Here is a 16,193-nt window from a genome sequence, read left to right on the forward strand (position 1 = left end):
GCCGCTGTCCGAAAGGCGCGTGCTAGAGTGGCGCGCTTATCTGATTGCGGAGTTGTCGATGCCCGTTTCCCTGCGCTTCGGGGCCTGCCTGGTCCTGTTTCTGAGCCTGCCCCTCGGCGCCGCCGAAAACGCGCCCATGCATGCCCAATTCCTGCCGCCTGACGACCTTTCACTGCGCCATGAACAGCCTGATCAGCAGCAGTTGATCCAGATCATCGAGTACTCGGTCGTGTTGGGTAGCCAGCGCCAGTCCAGCCAGCAGCCGATTCCGATCACCTCGCCCGCCGTGGTGCGCCTCAAGGGCAAGCCGCTGAGCAAGGGCGCCGATGTGCGCCAGGTGGTGATCCAGTTCGACGTCGAGGGCAAGAGCCTGAAGAAGCCGAGCTATGACCCCCAGAGCCGCATCCTCAGCCTGAATTACCCGATGGCGCAGTACACGGCTGTGCTTGATCTGTTGCGCAACGGGCCGGTGTATTGCCAGTTCCTCAGCTACCCCAACGGCCATGTCTGGGCCGACCTGCACAGCGGCGCGGTACGCCTGCGTTGAGCGTGGGGGCCGGGCGGGGGTAAACTGCCCGCCCCGTGATACCTGGCCCGAGAGAAGTGAGCGATGCGTAAAGACAAGAAGCAGGTGATTGGCGAAGAAATCTCCGAGGACTCGATCAAGCTGTTCCTCGCGGTCGAGCCGGCTGACTCCACGCCGCCGTCGCTGCACAAGCTGATCAAGGCCTACCGTGGCCTGCGTATCGATGACTTCGAGCGCTTCGTCGGCTTCTTCGTCGAAGCCGGTTACGACCTCAATGCCAAGGATGAGCAGGGCAACGACTTCATCGCCCTGATTCAGGACCAGCGCCAGGCCGAGCCCTATATCGAAGTGATCAAGGCTGCGCGTGGCTGATACCTTGCGCTGACGAACGAGCCCCGCCATCGAGCGGGGCTTTTTCGTTGGCGCTGATGCTCGGCTCGCACAAGACAGGCGTTTCGAGACGGCTTCCAGCAGACAAAAAGAAACCGCCCCGAAGGGCGGTTTTTTCGATCAGCGTGATGCCGAGGCTCAGGCGATGCTCTGGGTCGCGGTGTCGACGCTGGCCAAGCCCAGGCGCTCGTCGGAGCGGGTGCTGACTTCGCGGTACAGGGCCGCGTCGCTTTCCAGGGCCTTCTCGCGGGCCGGGAAGATTTCCTTCAGCTTGGCAACCCACTGCTCGGAACGGGTCTGTTCGGCGAAGCAGCGCTCGATCAGGTTGAGCATGATGGACACGGTCACGGACGCACCCGGAGAGGCACCCAGCAGGGCTGCGATGCTGCCGTCTTCGGCCGAGACCAGTTCGGTGCCGAATTGCAGGATGCCGCCGTTCTTGGCGTCCTTCTTGATGATCTGCACGCGCTGGCCGGCCACTTCCAGGCGCCAGTCGGCCGGGTTCAGGTCCGGATAGAACTTGCGCAGGGCGTCCAGGCGCTGTTCCTGGGATTGCATCACTTCCTTGACCAGGTAGCGGGTCAGGTCGAAGTTGTCGCGAGCCACGGCCAGCATCGGGCCGAGATTGCTCGGGCGCACCGAGAGCGGCAGGTCCATGAAGGAACCGTGCTTGAGGAACTTGGTGGTGAAGCCGGCGTAAGGGCCGAACAGCAGGGATTTCTTGCCATCGACCACACGGGTGTCCAAATGCGGCACGGACATCGGCGGGGCGCCGACTTCGGCCTGGCTGTAGACCTTGGCCTGGTGCTGCTTGACCACTTCCGGGTTGTCGCAGCGCAGCCACTGGCCGCTTACCGGGAAGCCGCCGAAGCCCTTGCCTTCGGGGATGCCGGAGAGCTGCAGCAGCGGCAGTGCGCCGCCGCCAGCACCCAGGAACACGAAGCGTGCGGACACTTCGCGGCTGGCGCCGGTCTGGGTGTTCTTGATGCTGGCTTTCCAGCCCTTGTCGGTACGGTTGAGGTCGGTGACCTTCTGGAAGTAACTGACACGGGTGTTCGACAGGCTGGTGAGGTATTGCAGCAACTGATTGGTGACCGCGCCGAAGTTGACGTCGGTGCCGTTCATGGCGCGGGTCGCGGCGATCTTCTCGGACGCGTCGCGGCCTTTCATCATCAGCGGCGTCCATTTGGCCATGGTGGCGCGGTCTTCGGTGTACTCCATCTCGCTGAAGGCGTGGTGCTGGCGGAGCAGCTCGAAGCGCTTCTTGAGGAACGCGGTGTCCTTGTCGCCGCGCACGAAAGAAAGGTGCGGGACGGCGTTGATGAAGGTCTTGGGCGAGCCGAATGCGCTCTTGCCGCTCATGTAGGCCCAGAACTGCTTGGAGACCTCGAACTGGGCATTGATGCTGACGGCCTTCTTGATGTCGATGGAGCCATCGGCCGCCTGGGGCGTGTAATTCAGCTCGCAGAGGCCTGCATGGCCGGTACCTGCGTTGTTCCAGGGGTTGGAGCTCTCGATGGCCCCCGACTCCCGGAGTTCTGCAATCTCCAGCTTGATGCCGGGATCGAGCTCTTTAAGCAGTACCGCCAGCGTAGCGCTCATGATGCCGGCCCCGACCAGCAACACGTCCACTGCTTCGTAATCGTTTTGCGCCATTTGCTCGCCACTCTCTCGTGAAGTAGTGAAAAACCGTCTTCTCACGCTCTTTTGGAGACGTGAACCTCAAAAGGATCGCCTACCCCCGGGCAGGCCGCTTCCGTCTGCGCGCGCGTTACTACGCATGCGTCCCTGCAAAAAAGCGTTTGCAATTCGGGCGAAAGGATGCGGCGAACCAACGAGTGGCAGCGCGAAAAGTGGACGGCTCTCTGTGGGGCTGTGCGGATGCCCAAGCTGGCGCGAGGTGCGGTGTTGCGAGGCCCGATCAGGAGACGACCTTATAATCGGGGGGCGATTATAACGATGAAATCGGGGGAATAGGGCGCTTGCTGTGACTTTTCTTCTTCCGCCGGTCAGGCTGCCAACGCGCGGCGACGCGCAGGCTGTCCGACGACCGGTGCGACGCGGGCGCTGGCGGGGAGGGGCTGGTCGAGCCAGGCGAGGCTGGATTCGCGGACTTCCACCCAGTTGCCGGTGGCCGGGCAGTCGATTCCCTGGTGCAGGCCACGGCAGATCCCGGCGGTATCCACCAGGGCAAAGCAGCGGCGTTGCGGGCGACGGGCGAACAGGGACCAGAAGAGGATCATCGGGACTACTCCAATCAGGGCAGCACCTTTATCCCACGCGGGCGTGACAAGGGCATGACAGGAACCGCAAGCACGGATGGCGGTCTGACATTGCACGGGAATGGCGCTCTGTCAGTACCCTGGCTGGCTGGTTATACTGCCGGCCGTTTTGCCTTCACTCCTGGAGAGATAAAGCATGCTGAAACGCCCGTTGCTTGGCCTGCTGGCCGCCCTCAGCCTGACCCTGGTCGGCTGTGCCCTCAGCCCGCAGCAACTCAGCCCGCAACCAAAACTCACCGGCCCGCTGACCCCGATGGGCCAGGGTCAGCCGGTGGTGGTGCGCGTCGCCGATGGTCGTCCGTCCCCGGTGCTTGGCACCCGTGGCGGCATCTATTCCGACACCAGCGCGATCAGCGTGCAGAGCCAGGACATCCTGCCGCGCCTGCAAGCTGAGGCCGAGGCCGCTGTGCGCCTTCTGGGCTTCACCCCGTCCCCGAACGCTTACAACGCGCCGCAGCTGACCCTTACCCTGGCCGATCTGAAGTACCAGTCGCCCAAGGAAACCTATGTCACCGAGGCCAACATCAGTGCCAGCTTCCGCGTCGATGTGCAGAACAGCACCCGTCGCTACAGCGGCAAGTACGGCGCCTCGCTGAACCAGCGCTTCGGTACCGCACCGAACCAGCAGACCAACACCAAGCTGGTGAGCGATGTGCTGAGCGACGCCCTGACCCGTGCCTTCAAGGACCCGACCATCGGTCAGGTGCTTTCGCAGTAAGGCAACCCTGCACGATGGAGCCCGGCCAAGCGCCGGGCTTTTTTCTGCGTGCAACTGCAGTGCAGCGGGTTCTTTGTGGGAGCGGTTGCAGCGGCATTCGTCGGAACGACCACGTGAGGGGGGGCTGGTTTCGGTAAACTCCGAGCCTTCCGAGAAGCCGCCTGGTTTAGGGCGGACATTTCCTTGTCTTGCAGGTTGCGTGCACGGTCGCACCGCCTGAAGCGGAGTTGAAGATGTCGCTGCAGGCGCTTTGGGCCATGTTCCTGGCCCACCCCGCACAGGTTGTGAATGGCCTGGCTTTGTTCTTTGCATCTGCCGGCGCCTGGGTGTTGCTGGCTACCCGTCTGCGCGAGCAGCGTTCCATTGCCCGTCTGGCTGCCGAGAGCGATCTGGAAGAGATGGAAACCACCGACGTGCAGGATGAGTCTGCTCGGCGCCTCAATCGCTTCTTCTACAGTTTTGGCTATTTCAGTTTGGCAGTAGCCCTGGGCGTGTCTTGGGCCAGTACGCAACTCTGAGTGCACCAGCGCAAAACAAGAACGGCGACCCAAGGGTCGCCGTTTTGCGTTCTGGAGCCTGGTTAAAGCGGTAGACCTGCCTTGATCCGGTACTGATTGCGCACCGGGGTGGCGTACTGCTGGATCAGGTAGGGGCGTTGCTCTTCGGGGCAGGCGCCCAGGCGTTTCTGCCACTCGGCCTCGGCGCGAGCCAGTTCGTCGCCGCTGAACACTTCCGCTGCCGTCGGGACCTGCAGTTCCGGGTCGCGTTCGCCCCACAGGGCGTAAGCCAGGTAGTGCACCGGGAACAGGCGATATCCGCCGAGGATCTGTTTGTCGATTTCCTGGGCCAGTTGCTTGGCGTCTTCGCTGGCGCTGCCGATCTCGCTACCGAAGGCAATGTGCACCCGGCCCTTGTAGCCGGTGATGCCCAGGGCAATGCTGGTGTCGTCTTCGCCCGCAGCCTTGGCGTAGCTGCCCGTGCTGGCGCGGATCTGCAGTTCACGAGCCTTGGCCTGGTCGCAGGGGTCGTACTCGTAGCTGATGGATACCGGAATCAGGTGCAGGTCACGAATCACATTCGAGAAGGGCTCGTCCTTGCGACTCATGTGGAACATCTTGAGGATCGCCGAATCGGTGCGGTCATCACCGTCCTTGGCGCGACCCTCGGCCTGGGCGATCCAGATCGACTGTCCATCCTGGCGGATCGAGTGATTGATGTAGGCCGACAGCAGTTGGAAGGCTGCCAGCTTCTCGCGGCGTCCAGCCAGGTTGCGGTGCACGATGAAGCTCTTGTTCAGGCGCATCAGGTCGCTGACGTAGGGCTTCTGCAGCAGGTTGTCGCCGATGGCGATGCGGGGCGTCGGAAGGCCTGCGTGGTACACGGCGTAGTTGACGAAGGCCGGGTCCATGACGATGTCGCGGTGGTTGGCCAGGAACAGGTAGGCGGTGCCTGGCTTCAGGCGTTCCACGCCCGAGTAGGTCACGCCGTCGGTGGCGCGCTCGATGGTGTTATCCACATAGGGCTCGATGCGGTCCTGCAACGCGGCCACCGAATCGATGCTGGCGAACTCCCGACGTAGCCGATGAGCTATAACAGGCTTGAGGAGCCAGCCCAGCGGTCCCGCCAGTTTCGGGAAACGATAGCGGGTGAGGGTGCCGAGGAAGGCGTCATCGGCGAACAGGCGCGAGAGCACTGCCGGTACCTCGGCATCGTCATAGGGTCGGATGGCTTCAAATTCGCCCATTGGTCACTCTTGTTCTGGAATTGGCTGGGTAAAGGGGGGGAGGCCCGGGTGTTCGGGGCGTCAAATAGACCGGCGATTATACAGGCAAGTCACACGGGAGGCGGGATGCTGGAAACAGAGGACTACCAATGCCCTTACTGCGGCGAGCCAGCCGAAGCTGTGCTCGATCTCTCGGGTGGCGACCAGCAATACATCGAAGATTGTCCGGTGTGCTGCCGGCCCATCCTGTTCCTGCTCTGGACCGACGGCCAGGACTGGAGCCTGGAGGTTCGCCGGGAGGATGACTGATGCGGCGCATCTATGAGCCCAGGGACCTGATCGAAGCCGAACTGCTGCTGGGCATGCTCTCCAGTGAGGGCGTGGAGGCCCACCTGGCCGGTAGCCATCTGCTGGGGGGCATCGGGGAACTACCGATGTTCGGCTTGCTCGGCCTGCTGGTCGAGGACGACGACGCCGAACGCGCCAGCGGGTTGATCGCCGCGTACAATGCCGCGCAACCCCTGCCGGGCGAAGAGCCTGACAGCTATCCCGGCACGCTGCTCTGCTGATCCCCGACCTGAACAGGCTGCCCCATGTCTGGACGTTTCGCCCTGTTTCGCTGGACGCCTGCACTGGCGGCCCTTCCTGGTTTCCCCGCCGACCATCAACCGCACTGGAACCTGGCCCCCGGTGGCCGGGTATTGATGCTGCGTGAACTGGGTGACCAACGCCGCGCCGACATGGCCCGCTGGGGGTTGACTCCGGCCTGGCTCACCGACCTGTCGAAGACCCCCGCCCACGCCCGTGTCGAAACCCTGGCCGACCAGCCGATGTTCCGCGAAGCCTTCCGTTCGCGGCGCTGCCTGATCCTGGCCAACGGATTCTACGAGTGGCGCGGTGTGCGCAAGCGGCCCTACTGGGTCAGCGCCGAAGGCGGAATCATGTACTTCGCCGCGCTGTGGGAGGCCTATCCGGTCGGTGGCATGGAATACCTCAGCCTGGCGATGGTCACCCAGCCCGTGGCCGACCTGCGTCGCCCGCTGGTGCTGGACGAGGAAGGCCAGCGGCTCTGGCTGGCCGCTGATTCGACGCCAATGCAGTTGCTCGAACTGCTGGCCAGGCCGGGGCCGCAGTTGCGCGAACGCCCCCTGGCGAACCTGGTGAATGACCCGAAGCTGGACGGGCCGGAGTGCCTGACGCCGGCTTGAGGCGCCCTTTTCCTACGAAAAAGCCCCTCTTCGAGAGGGGCTTTTGGTTTTACACCCTGAACTGATTGATCAGCCGCCTTTGCTGCTCGGCCAGCTTGGTCAGTTCGGCGCTGGCCTGGGAGGCTTCGTCGGCACCGCCGGCGACCTCGTTGGCCACCTGGCCGATGTTGATCACGTTGCGGTTGATGTCTTCGGCCACTGCGCTCTGTTCCTCGGCCGCGCTGGCGATCTGGGTGTTCATGTCGTTGATCACCGATACCGCCTGGGTGATCGACTCCAGCGCATGGGCGGCCTCGTTGGCGTGCTGCACGCTGGTGTCGGTCTTCTCCTGGCTGTCCTGCATCACCTTCACCACTTCACGGGTGCCGTGCTGCAGTTGCTGGATCATCGTCTGGATTTCTTCGGTGGCCTGCTGGGTCTTTTGCGCCAGGTTGCGCACCTCGTCGGCAACCACAGCGAAGCCGCGGCCCTGCTCACCCGCACGCGCTGCCTCGATGGCCGCGTTCAGCGCCAGCAGGTTGGTCTGCTCGGCGATGCCACGGATGGCCACCAGGATGGCGTTGATGTTCTCGCTGTCCTTGGCCAGGTTCTGCACCACGCCCACGGCGCGGCCGATCTCGGTGGCCAGGGCGGAGATGGCTTCGGCGGTGCTGTGGACGATGCGCTTGCCGTGGTTGGCTGCCTGGTCGGCATGGCTGGCCGCTTCCGCCGCGTGGGTTGCATTGCGCGCCACGTCCTGGGCGGTGGCGGTCATCTCATGGACGGCGGTGGCCACCAGCTCGATCTCCGCCAGTTGCTTCTGCACGCCCTGGTTGGTGCGGATGGCGATGTCGGCGGTGTGCTCGGACGAATCGCTGACCTTCTGCACCGAGGTCACCACCTGGCTGATCATCGATTGCAGCTTGCCGAGGAAGGTGTTGAAACCGCCCGCGATGGCGCCCATTTCATCGGCCCGGTTGTTGTGCAGGCGTTGGGTCAGGTCGCCGTCGCCCTTGGCGATATCGTCGAGCATGCCGACCATCTGGCGTAGCGGACGGGCGATGCCGTAGCCGACGAACCAGATCACCAGCAGGCCGAGACCGGCGATGAGCAGCCCCACCAGGGTCATGCCGAAGATATCGGCGTCGCGCTGGGCGGCGAGGTCGCCCTGCAACTGGGACAGTTCCTTCATCACTGCCTGCACCGGCAGTTGGATCAGCAGCACCCAGCGGGCGTCGGTGTCGCCGATGCCGAACGGCACCATCAGTTCGATGCGCTGGCTGGCCTGGTCGATGCGGTAGGACGGCTGATTGCCGGAGAACCCGCGCAGGCTGTCCATGGTGCTGGTGTCGAACACCTTGGCGGCTTCTTCACCCAGTTTGGCGCTGTCCCTGGAGTAGGCCACCAGGCGGTTGTTGCTGGCGATCAGGGCCATGTCGCCGGCACCGTCGTAAAGCTGCTGGTCGGCCTTGGTCAGCAGGTCCTGGATGAAATTCAGGGAGAAGTCGGCGCCACTGATGCCGCGGAATTCGCCCTTGATCATGATCGGCGCGGTAAAGGACGAAAGGATCATGATCTTGCCGCCCACGTCATAGGGTGCGGGGTCGATGGCGCAGGGTTTCTTGCGTTCTTTCGGGCAGAGGTAGTACTCGCCTTCGCGGACGCCCGTGTTGAGCATCTTCTCGCTTTCCATGAAACCAATGGCGTCCTGGCCCAGGCTGCCGTCTGCGTTGCGGAACCACCAAGGCAGGAAGCGGCCGGTACCGTCGTAGCCGTTGCCTTTCTGTCCCGCGTAGTTGGCATCGGCGCCGTCGATGGCATTAGGCTCCCAGCCGATGTAGCTACCGTTCAGCTTGGGATTGCGCTCCGTGGTCTGGCGCACCAGATTGTTGAGCTGCTCGCGGCTGATGCTCAGCTTTGGATTGCCGGCCTCATCGGTTTCCCCCAGCAGGCTGTTGAGGTTGGCCATGTTCTTGGCGATGCCCAGCGGCAATTCCAGCTCGCGCTGGATCTGGCTGACCTGGGAACTGGCAAGGGCCACCAGCCGCTCGTTGATGACCTGCTCGAGCAGCGCCTGGGTTCGTTGCTGCACCAGTTCCTGGGTTTTCGCACCGGAAAACAGGGCGTAGAGCACCAGGGCGGCAACCACCGCCAGCACGCTGGCTCCTGCCAAGGCTGCGATGGAGAATTGAATGGACCTGAACTTCATGGGGGCTCCGGGGAAAAAGGACTTCACCTTGCATCTGTATATCGGCAGCACTGTGAAATTTCCTAAATCGCCCATGCAGATAAAAGCGTCGCCGGCTTGTCTACATGCGACGCGGTTGCCGGGTTATCTGGCCGGCCGTAGCATTACCGACCTCGCAAAGAGATGGAGAGCCATCATGGCCAAGCTGTTTTACCTGTCCGGGCTGACCGCGGCCCTGCTCCTGGCAGGATGCCAGGCCGTCAACACCACCAGCGGCGGGGCAGTGGGCGTCGAGCGCAAGCAGTACATGCTCAGCACGCTGTCGAGTGCCGAGCTCAATCAGATGTACGCCAAGTCCTACCAGCAGACCCTGAGCGAGGCCTCGCAAAAGGGCGTGCTGGACAAGAACAGCACCGATGCCCGTCGTGTCGACGCGATTGCCAAGCGCCTGATCGCCCAGACGTCCGCGTTCCGTCCGGATGCCGCGCAATGGGCGTGGGAAGCCAACGTGATCGACAGCGACGAGCTCAACGCCAACTGCGGTCCGGGTGGCAAGATCATCGTCTACAGCGGCTTGATCGATAAGCTCAAACTCACCGATGACGAACTGGCGGCGGTGATGGGCCACGAGATCGCCCACGCCCTGCGCGAACACAGCCGTGAAGCCATGACCAAGGCCTATGGCGTGCAAATGGCCAACCAGATTGGTTCGGTGCTGGGCGTCGGTCAGGCCGGCCTGGGCATGGCCAATGCAGGTGTCGACTACCTGATGACCCTGCCCAACAGTCGGTCCAACGAGAACGAGGCGGACTTGATCGGCCTGGAACTCGCCGCCCGTGCCGGTTACGACCCGAACGCCGCGATCACCCTCTGGCAGAAGATGGAGCAGGCCGGTGGTGGTGCGCCGCCGGAGTTCATGAGCACGCACCCGTCCTCCAGCTCGCGGATGTCGTCGCTGAAGGCGGCCATTCCGAAAGTGATGCCGCTGTACCAGCAGGCCAAGGGGCAACGCTGAGGAGGGCAAGGTGCCGGCCCAGCGGCTGGCATCCCGGCAACCCGCGTTCTAGACTGCTTGCCGCCACTTCGGACTCTCCGGGGTGGCGAATCTCCAACGGATGAGGAGCTGCAGTGAAAATCGCCGTACTTGGAGCAACCGGCTTGCTCGGCCATCACACGGCTCGGGCGGTGAAAGCCGCGGGGCACCAGCTGGTGCTGATACATCGGCCGTCGTCACGGATCGAGCGGCTGGCCTACCTGGAGCCCGAGTGCCGGTCCGCCGAACTGCTCGATCATGCCGGTCTCACTCGCACGCTCAGTGGCCTCGACGGTGTGATCTTCTGCGCCGCAGGCTACCCGAAGCGGCCGCGCCGCTGGCAGGAAGAGGTTGCCAGCGCCCTCGACGAGACCAACCACTTCTACGCCGCCTGCCTCGCTGCCCACGTGCCGCGCATTCTCTATACCGGCGCTGCCATTGCCCTGCCTCGCCATCCCGAAGGCCTGCCCGGTCACGAGGGGTTGTTCTATGAAGGCATGCCGCGCTGGAAGAACGCTTATCTGCTGAGCAAGTGGGCGCTGGATGAACAGGCCCGTGAACAGGCCCGTAGCGGCCTGCCGGTGATCATCGGAATTCCTGGTATGTGCCTCGGCGAGTTCGATGCCGTCCCCAGTACCGGGCGCCTCATCACCGCCATGGCCCAAGGTTGGATGACCCACTATGTACCCGGCCGGCGCAACGTGGTGGATGCCGCCGATGCTGGGCGCGGCCTGTTGCTGGCGCTGGAGAAGGGGCGGGTGGGCGAGCGTTACCTGCTGGCCGGACAGAACATCGAGATGGCCGAACTGACTGAGCGTATCGCCAACCTGCTTGGCGTGCAGCCGCCGCAACCGATGCCGCTGGCGTTGGCCAAGGGCATGGCGGCGCTCGGCAGGATGCGTTACCGGCTCTCAGGCGAGTTGCCGAAGCTGGATGATACGGCCATCGCGGTGATGGCCGGCGGGCAGTTCCTGGATGGCAGCAAGGCCCAGCACGAACTGGGCTTCGTTGCCGAGACGCCGCTGGAGGTCACCCTGGAACGCACCATTGGCTGGTTCCGGGCCAACGGCTATCTGTGATCAGGGCAGGGCTTTCTCGGCCAGGGGCTGGGTCGAGAGGCCGAGCTGGGCGCGGAAGCTTTCCATGTCGAACATGGTGCAGATCTCCTGTACCTCACCCAGGCTATTGAGGGTCCAGAAGGCCATGGCCGAGATGCTGAGAATCCTGTCGCTGGGTGGATAGCCCAGGGCAGGCTTCTGGATGCTGCCGATCAGGGTGCACCAGGTCACCACCTTGTTGCCTTCGGCTATGCATTCCTCCACCACCACTTCCAGGTCGGGCATGGCATCGCGGATGTTCGCCACCATCTGGCTGTAGGCGGCGCTGTTGAGGGGCCGGCCAATGAAGGAGCTCTTGTAGAGAAAGTCCTTGCTCTGCAACTGCTCGGCCAGGGCCAGGCGGCCTTTGTTCCACGACAGCTCGATGTGCTGGCGAACCAGCCTTTTCATATCGTCCAGTGACACGATGCGCTCCCCTGCGCCTTGATCCAGCGCGTCACTTTACCAGTACGCTCGTTCCAGCCATTGGCCGAAACGCCGCCGGTTGGAGGCAACTTCGTAGGATGTGGCCGGCGGCGCTCCGCTTGAGCGTCGCTCAACCTATCCTACGAAAGGCTGTGCGGGGCCGGTCAGATCATTCCGCTGAGCTTCAGCGCTTCGTATATGGCGTAGACGGCCAGGGCGGCGAAGGCGACGGCGGCCAGGCGGCGGATCAGCGTCAGTGGCAGGCGATCAGCCGCGAAGTTGCCGGCCAGCACCACCGGGACGTTGGCAATCAGCATGCCGAGGGTGGTGCCCAGGACCACCATCACGAAATGCGGGTACTGCGCTGCCAGCATCACAGTGGCGACCTGGGTTTTGTCGCCCATTTCGGCGAGGAAGAAGGCGATCAGGGTGGTGAGGAACGGGCCGTACTTCTTCAGCCCGGATTCTTCGTCGTCATCCAGCTTGTCCGGTACCAGGGTCCAGAGGGCGACGGCGGCGAAAGAGGCGGCAAGAATCCAGCTCAGGGTGGCGGCGGAGAAGAAGCTGGCGACCCACGAACCCACCGCACCGGCGGCGAAATGGTTGGCCAGGGTAGCGGCGACGATGCCCCAGATGATCGGCCAAGGCTTGCGGAAGCGAGCGGCGAGCAGAAGTGCGAGCAACTGAGTCTTGTCACCGATTTCGGCGAGGGCAACGATCAGGGTCGGGACGAAGAGGGATTCCAGCATCAGGGTTCCTACGGGGGCGGGTCGACTAATCACCATGACACACGCAATCTGCCCACCCCGGGTCAGGTTGTATGTGTCATAGGTCTTGTCAAACCGCGGGCCTGTCTATGCAGGCTCTGGGTCGCATGCGCCATGGTCTGTGGACCAAGTGTGTTGACGCATGCCATGCGAGCAGGGCGCTCGCGGGAGACTACTCCCCTAGGACGGGGCGCATTTTGCACAAGCCGGGTCGCCCCGGCAAGCGCGAATTGCCGGTCGGTCAGTTGTCGCCGCCGCGCACATCCATCTCCGCGTAGTTCACCAGGCGGCTGCCCTTCTTCAGGCGGTAACCCAACCAAATGGCGAGGAACAGCGGAAGGCTGATGTAGGTGGCCGCAAGGCCCGCCCAGTCGATGCGATCACCGAAGAACGCCTGGTAGTTCTGCCCCAGGGTGATTGCCAGGCACAGGATGAAGGCGAACAGCGGGCCGAAGGGAAACAGCTTGGCGCGGTAGGGCAGGTCTTCCAGGCGACCGCCCTGGGACAGGTAGCCCTTGCGAAAGCGGTAGTGGGAGATGGCGATGCCCAGCCAGGCGATGAAGCCACACATGCCCGAGGTGTTCAGCAGCCAGGTGTAGAGGGTGCTGTCGCCGACGATCGAGGTGAAGAAACACAGCGCGCCGACCAGGGTAGTGGCGTAGAGGGCGTTGCGCGGCACGCCGCTGGCGGACAGGCGAGAGAAGAGCCTCGGTGCCTTGCCCTGCAGCGCCAGGTTGTAAAGCATGCGGCTGGACGCGTACATGCCCGAGTTGCCGGCCGAGAGGATGGCGGTAAGGATCACCGCGTTCATCACGCTCGCCGCGGCAGCGAAACCGGCGCGCTCGAAGAGCAGGGTGAAGGGTGAAACGCTGATGTCGCTGGCGTCGTTCTTCAGCAGGTTCGGCTCGGTGTAGGGGATCAGCATGCCGATCACGAAGATGGCCAGGATGTAGAACATCAGGATTCGCCAGAACACCTGGCGGATGGCGATGGGGATGTTCTTCTTCGGGTTCTCCGATTCGCCCGCGGCAATGCCGATCAACTCGGTGCCCTGGAACGAGAAGCCGGCGATCATCGCGACGCCGACCATGGCCTGCAGGCCGCCGACGAAGGGGGCGTCACCCAGGGTGAAGTTGCTGAAGCCAGGCGACTCGATACCGCCCATGATGCCGAAGATGGTGGCCAGGCCAATGCCGATGAACACCACCACCGTCACGACCTTGATCAGGGCGAACCAGAACTCGCTTTCGCCGAAGCCCTTCACCGAGATCGCGTTGAGCAGGAACATCAGGCCGAGGAACAGGGCGCTCCAGTAGATGCCGGGCACGTCCGGCAGCCAGAAGCTCATGATCAGCTGCGCCGCTACCAGTTCAGCGGCAATGGTCACCGCCCAGTTGTACCAATAGTTCCAACCCAGGGCGAAACCGAAGCCATCGTCGACGAAGCGGCTGCCATAAGTGCTGAACGAGCCGGAAACCGGGATGTGCGCGGCCATCTCGCCCAGGCTGGTCATCAGGAAGTAGACCATCAGGCCAATCAGCGCGTAGGCCAGCAATGCGCCGCCCGGTCCGGCAGTCGCGACCGTGGCGCCGGACGCGACGAACAGGCCAGTACCGATGGAGCCGCCGATGGCGATCATGTTCAGGTGGCGGGGTTTGAGGGAGCGATGCAGCCCATCCTTGGGTGGAGTGGCGATGGCAGTGTTCAAATTGGTCACAAAGATCTCCAGATCCCCCGGCCGAGACCGGGGGAGAGGGCGGCTATTGGATGCCGCTTGAGCAAGGGTATTGAGGCGGTGCCCGCCAGGTCAGACCCGGCGGGAACGGTAAATGCGGAAGCCATCCCCTTCGGCGAGGGTCTGGCAGGGGCCGAGATGGTACTCGATAAGCGGCGGGTATTTGAGGAAGCTGTTGGCCACGATGCGCAGTTCGCCACCTGGCAGCAGGTGATCCCTGGCCTCGCGCAGCAAGTCTTCGCTGGCCTGGTAATCGGTATGCACACCCTGGTGGAAGGGCGGGTTGCTGATGATTGCCGCCAGGCCTTCGGGCGCGCCATGGATACCGTCTGCAGCGATCACGTCGCCCTCCAGGCCATTGGCGGCCAGGGTCAGGCGGCTGCTGGCGACCGCGAAGGCATCCACGTCCAATAGGGTCAGCTGGCTCTGTGGATAACGGCGCTTGAGTACCGCGCCGAGCACCCCGGCACCGCAACCGAAGTCCAGCAGATGGCCGCTGGGCAGGCCATCCAGTTGCTGCAGGAGCAGGGCGCTGCCGCGGTCCAGTCGGCCATGGCTGAACACGCCAGGCAGGCTCACTACTTCCAGCGGGCCGTCAGTCAGGTCCAGGCGATAGCGCTGGGCCAGGGCTTCCAGGTCGGGGGCGGCGGGAGCCTGGTCGATGTTTACCTGCCAGAGCTGGCAGTGGCGCGCGCTGTCCAGCTTGCGCGGCTTGCCGAGGGTGGCCAATTGTTTGGCGGCGCGTTCGATGCCGCCGCGCTTCTCGCCGACGAGGAACAGTTCGCCACCGGGCAGGCGCGCGGCGAGCGCAGCCAGCAGGTAGTCGGTGAGCTCGCGGGATTTGGGCAGGAATAGCACGGCCGCGGCAAAGGGCAGGTCCGGCGGTGTGGTGCCGAACTGGCTACGCCCGGCGAAGCGGGCTTCCAGGGCTGCCTGTTCACCGGCGTGCCAGCTCCAGCCGCTGGCCTGCGGCAAGGTGCCGAGCAGGTCATCCGCCGGCAGCCCGGCCAGCAGCACCGGGCGTTGGAACAGTTCCGCCTGCCTGAGCAGGACTTCGCTGCGAGGGTCCATCTGAAGAAAGATCCTGATAAAAGCAGCGAATTTTATCAGGAACTTGTAGGAACTAGCTTACGACTCTGACGGGCGAATCCTTCAGCCAGGCGACGCCGTTGTCGGCGAGTTGCTGCACGATGCGCTGGCGGGCCTCGCGGCTGCCCCAGGCGTTGTGCGGCGTGACGATCAGGCGCGGGATGTCGGCGGCCAGCAATGGGTTGCCGTCGCGCGGCGGCTCCTGAGTCAGTACGTCGGTGGCGGCACCGCCCAGATGGCCGCTGCGCAGGGCGCTGGCCAGGGCCGCTTCGTTCACCAGGCCGCCACGGGCAGTGTTCACCAGCAAGGCACCCGGTTTCATCAGGGCCAGTTCGGCGGTGCCGATCATGTCGCGGGTCTGTTCATTGAGCGGGCAGTGCAGGGTCAGTGCATCCACCTGGGGCAACAGCTCACTCAGCGGCAGGCGGTCGGCGCGGGGAGGGCGCCCGGGCAGTTGGCCGAGCAGCACGCGCATGCCAAAGGCTTCGGCCAGGCGCGCCACTGCACCACCCAGCTCACCGTGGCCGAGCAGGCCCAGGGTCTTGCCCTCCAGTTCCATGATGGGAAAGTCCAGCAGGCAGAACTGGCTGGCTTGCTGCCAGCGGCCGGCGCGCACGGCGGCCTGGTAGTCCGGCAGGCTGGTGGCCAGCGCGAGCAACAGTGCCAGGGTGTGCTGGGCCACCGACGGCGTGCCGTAGCCCTGGCAGTTGCAGACGGTGATGCCATGCTTGCGAGCGGCTTCCAGATCGATGTTGTTGGTGCCGGTGGCGGCTACCAGGATCAGCTTGAGGTCCGGGGTCGCGGCCATGGTGGCGGCGTCGATGCGCACCTTGTTGCTGATGGCTACCTGGGCGCCACGCAAGCGCTCGGCAACCTCTTCGGCAGCGGACTGCACATGCAGTTGCAGCTCGCCGAAGGCCAGCCGCAGCGGGGCCAGGTCGAGGTCGCCAAGATCGAGAGAAGCGTGGTCGAGGAATACGGCGCGGCTGCTGTTCATGCGGGGCTGTACCTTTTGCGAGTCCGTTGGAAGGC

18 protein-coding genes and 1 riboswitch are annotated in these 16,193 nt (G+C 64.0%); of the genes, 9 read left to right on the forward strand and 9 right to left on the reverse strand.

Features of this window, described 5'->3' with window-relative positions; translation table 11 throughout:
* Positions 1-58 precede the first annotated feature (58 nt).
* Together G559_RS0119950 and G559_RS0119955 are read left to right on the forward strand one after the other, a co-directional pair.
* On the forward strand, positions 59-547 hold the full coding sequence (locus tag G559_RS0119950) for a hypothetical protein (RefSeq protein WP_028629940.1): 489 nt from the start codon (positions 59-61) through the stop codon (positions 545-547).
* A 63-nt stretch (positions 548-610) separates the two neighbouring features.
* Complete coding sequence (locus tag G559_RS0119955; protein ID WP_028629941.1) at positions 611-898, forward strand: PA4642 family protein; 288 nt, start codon at positions 611-613, stop codon at positions 896-898.
* 156 nt (positions 899-1,054) lie between these two features.
* Here the strand turns inward: G559_RS0119955 and mqo are convergent, their stop codons facing one another.
* On the reverse strand, positions 1,055-2,617 hold the full coding sequence (gene mqo / locus G559_RS0119960) for a malate dehydrogenase (quinone) (RefSeq protein WP_256658055.1): 1,563 nt from the start codon (positions 2,615-2,617) through the stop codon (positions 1,055-1,057).
* A gap of 308 nt (positions 2,618-2,925) precedes the next feature.
* Positions 2,926-3,159 carry a hypothetical protein gene (locus tag G559_RS0119965; protein ID WP_028629943.1) on the reverse strand — a complete coding sequence of 78 codons (234 nt, stop codon included), beginning with the start codon at positions 3,157-3,159 and terminating at the stop codon, positions 2,926-2,928.
* Positions 3,160-3,334: 175 nt separating this feature from the next.
* On the opposite strand from G559_RS0119965, the gene G559_RS0119970 reads away from it, so the two are divergent.
* Positions 3,335-3,916, forward strand: coding sequence for a YajG family lipoprotein (locus G559_RS0119970; protein WP_028629944.1), 582 nt, complete (start codon positions 3,335-3,337; stop codon positions 3,914-3,916).
* Positions 3,917-4,149: 233 nt separating this feature from the next.
* A complete protein-coding gene (locus tag G559_RS0119975) occupies positions 4,150-4,434 on the forward strand; it encodes a hypothetical protein (RefSeq protein ID WP_028629945.1) in 285 nt (94 codons plus the stop codon).
* A 62-nt stretch (positions 4,435-4,496) separates the two neighbouring features.
* Here the strand turns inward: G559_RS0119975 and G559_RS0119980 are convergent, their stop codons facing one another.
* On the reverse strand, positions 4,497-5,660 hold the full coding sequence (locus G559_RS0119980; RefSeq protein ID WP_028629946.1) for a 1-acyl-sn-glycerol-3-phosphate acyltransferase: 1,164 nt from the start codon (positions 5,658-5,660) through the stop codon (positions 4,497-4,499).
* A gap of 105 nt (positions 5,661-5,765) precedes the next feature.
* On the opposite strand from G559_RS0119980, the gene G559_RS0119985 reads away from it, so the two are divergent.
* From G559_RS0119985 to G559_RS0119995, 3 genes are read left to right on the forward strand one after another with little or no spacing between them, the layout of a single operon-like run.
* Positions 5,766-5,948 (forward strand): CPXCG motif-containing cysteine-rich protein, encoded by a 183-nt coding sequence (locus G559_RS0119985; protein WP_028629947.1) that lies wholly within the window; start codon positions 5,766-5,768, stop codon positions 5,946-5,948.
* The gene (locus G559_RS0119990) at positions 5,948-6,208 is read left to right on the forward strand and encodes a putative signal transducing protein (protein ID WP_028629948.1); all 261 of its coding nucleotides are present in this window, start codon (positions 5,948-5,950) and stop codon (positions 6,206-6,208) included. Before G559_RS0119985 ends, G559_RS0119990 begins: the two co-directional genes overlap by 1 nt.
* Before the next feature lie 24 nt (positions 6,209-6,232).
* Positions 6,233-6,847 (forward strand): SOS response-associated peptidase, encoded by a 615-nt coding sequence (locus G559_RS0119995; RefSeq protein WP_028629949.1) that lies wholly within the window; start codon positions 6,233-6,235, stop codon positions 6,845-6,847.
* A gap of 49 nt (positions 6,848-6,896) precedes the next feature.
* Here G559_RS0119995 and G559_RS0120000 read toward each other — a convergent pair whose 3' ends face one another.
* A complete protein-coding gene (locus tag G559_RS0120000) occupies positions 6,897-9,035 on the reverse strand; it encodes a methyl-accepting chemotaxis protein (RefSeq protein ID WP_028629950.1) in 2,139 nt (712 codons plus the stop codon).
* A gap of 175 nt (positions 9,036-9,210) precedes the next feature.
* On the opposite strand from G559_RS0120000, the gene G559_RS0120005 reads away from it, so the two are divergent.
* Positions 9,211-10,029: a M48 family metallopeptidase gene (locus G559_RS0120005; protein ID WP_028629951.1), complete on the forward strand. Its 819-nt coding sequence runs from the start codon at positions 9,211-9,213 to the stop codon at positions 10,027-10,029.
* 113 nt (positions 10,030-10,142) lie between these two features.
* Complete coding sequence (locus G559_RS0120010; protein WP_028629952.1) at positions 10,143-11,126, forward strand: NAD-dependent epimerase/dehydratase family protein; 984 nt, start codon at positions 10,143-10,145, stop codon at positions 11,124-11,126.
* Here G559_RS0120010 and G559_RS0120015 read toward each other — a convergent pair whose 3' ends face one another.
* From G559_RS0120015 to G559_RS0120035, 5 genes are all read right to left on the reverse strand, one after another.
* A complete protein-coding gene (locus G559_RS0120015; protein ID WP_028629953.1) occupies positions 11,127-11,570 on the reverse strand; it encodes a ketosteroid isomerase-related protein in 444 nt (147 codons plus the stop codon).
* Positions 11,571-11,734: 164 nt separating this feature from the next.
* A complete protein-coding gene (locus G559_RS0120020) occupies positions 11,735-12,316 on the reverse strand; it encodes a TMEM165/GDT1 family protein (protein ID WP_028629954.1) in 582 nt (193 codons plus the stop codon).
* Between the two features lie 30 nt (positions 12,317-12,346).
* Positions 12,347-12,530: riboswitch (yybP-ykoY riboswitch) on the reverse strand.
* 48 nt (positions 12,531-12,578) lie between these two features.
* Positions 12,579-14,054, reverse strand: a complete 1,476-nt coding sequence (locus G559_RS0120025; protein ID WP_028629955.1) for an amino acid permease — start codon at positions 14,052-14,054, stop codon at positions 12,579-12,581.
* A gap of 90 nt (positions 14,055-14,144) precedes the next feature.
* The gene (locus G559_RS0120030; RefSeq protein WP_028629956.1) at positions 14,145-15,143 is read right to left on the reverse strand and encodes a class I SAM-dependent methyltransferase; all 999 of its coding nucleotides are present in this window, start codon (positions 15,141-15,143) and stop codon (positions 14,145-14,147) included.
* A gap of 52 nt (positions 15,144-15,195) precedes the next feature.
* Positions 15,196-16,158, reverse strand: a complete 963-nt coding sequence (locus tag G559_RS0120035; protein ID WP_028629957.1) for a 2-hydroxyacid dehydrogenase — start codon at positions 16,156-16,158, stop codon at positions 15,196-15,198.
* Positions 16,159-16,193 lie beyond the last annotated feature (35 nt).

It is taken from the genome of Metapseudomonas resinovorans DSM 21078 (genome assembly GCF_000423545.1).
GTDB classification, from domain to species: Bacteria; Pseudomonadota; Gammaproteobacteria; order Pseudomonadales; family Pseudomonadaceae; genus Metapseudomonas; species Metapseudomonas resinovorans.